The organism is Bathymodiolus platifrons methanotrophic gill symbiont (genome assembly GCF_002189065.1).
Classification (GTDB): domain Bacteria; phylum Pseudomonadota; class Gammaproteobacteria; order Methylococcales; family Methylomonadaceae; genus Methyloprofundus.
The window spans coordinates 1-1,413 of the sequence record NZ_BDMN01000006.1; the positions used below are offsets into that span (position 1 = coordinate 1).

2 protein-coding genes are annotated in these 1,413 nt (G+C 35.2%); both read left to right on the forward strand.

Features of this window, described 5'->3' with window-relative positions; genetic code table 11:
• The first annotated feature begins 118 nt into the window (after positions 1-118).
• Positions 119-358 carry a hypothetical protein gene (locus tag CDZ78_RS00120; RefSeq protein WP_087868118.1) on the forward strand — a complete coding sequence of 80 codons (240 nt, stop codon included), beginning with the start codon at positions 119-121 and terminating at the stop codon, positions 356-358.
• Between the two features lie 581 nt (positions 359-939).
• Positions 940-1,182 carry a FitA-like ribbon-helix-helix domain-containing protein gene (locus tag CDZ78_RS00125; protein WP_087868119.1) on the forward strand — a complete coding sequence of 81 codons (243 nt, stop codon included), beginning with the start codon at positions 940-942 and terminating at the stop codon, positions 1,180-1,182.
• Positions 1,183-1,413: the final 231 nt, after the last annotated feature.

Genomic DNA, 1,413 nt, shown 5'->3' on the forward strand with positions numbered 1-1,413 from the left:
CCCCTTAGGCAATAGCATTTGAAACGAATGAAAAGACTATTTTTTTCATATAGTTGTAGCATAGTTTCAATTTTACCATAAATAATTATTGGGAAACTTCAGTCCAAAAGGTCATAACGTGAAAAAGACCGGAACTTATACAAAAACAAAACCATTATCAGTTGAATTTATGGCTATTGAAGATGGCAAAATTAGCGGAACTGTTACACCATACGCTGATCCAGTTTTTGCTAGAAAAACTGTCTTTTCAACTTATGAAGGTATAGTGACAGGTAACAGAATAGAAGGAACTTATACTACGCGTGTTGGACAAAATGGGAACTCTTTTACTGCTTCTTGGTGGGCTGTGCGTAAATAATCACTACGTTTTTTCATAACGAAGTTATAGTTATACTTCGGGAGGTCGCGGATACGGATTTTATAACGAGTTGTTTTTTGTTGAGAACAAAGCCTGCCCCGTACTTGATACGGGGGGGCACTGAGACAGGCGCATAGTTGGCTACGTAACTGTTTCAGAACGCGGCTATCGACAAAAAATAGCAGCTAGAAAACTGTAGAGGTGGCCCCGCGAAGTATAGATACTGGTTGAGTATACATGCCAGTACCTAACGCCATTAACTAAAATCCTGAAATATACTTTTCTGGTTTTATTTCATCGTTTTCCCAAAACACTGTAACACCCTGATTCACTGCAATACAAGCAACTCAACATAGTTATAAAAAAACAAAGCCATACCCTTCAAGCTTCATTAATACTTCCTCTTTTTCCTGCATTGAAAAGAATCCCCTAATTTGTAAGAATACAGTTTGTGACACTCTTGGTAACGTCACGGAACGGAACATAAAATAACTAAAGGGCTCTAATATTTCAAATAGTTGACGAGATTGCAGTTTGCAACCATAATGCAACCACTCTTTGATTAAACTAAAATATTTATAATGCCTGCTTTAACCATAAAAAATATCCCTGCTGATTTATATAAAGAATTAAAACATGTTTCAGAACAGCACCATAGGAGCATTAATAGCGAAGTAATAGTTTGCCTTAAAGAAAGGTTATTTCCTAAAAAAATATCACCAGAAGATAGGCTCGAAAATATTCAGGCTCTTCGCTCTCAAATTGTATCCAATACCATTACCACTCAAGATATTGACAAAGCAATTGAAGAAGGCCGACCATGATTGTTGCTGATACAAACATCATTTCTTACCTTTTATTACCTACCACATATTCAAATACAACTGATGAGTTTTATACTGAAGTTTCCTAGTTTTTAAAGCATAAGAATATTAGTTAGTACTTATTTTTAATAAATATTAGCATTCCCTAATAACACTGGCATTCCGTTTGCTAAAACCCTTGAATTTACTTAAAAAACAACAGGTTAATGATGAATGAGACCTGTTTTGTTT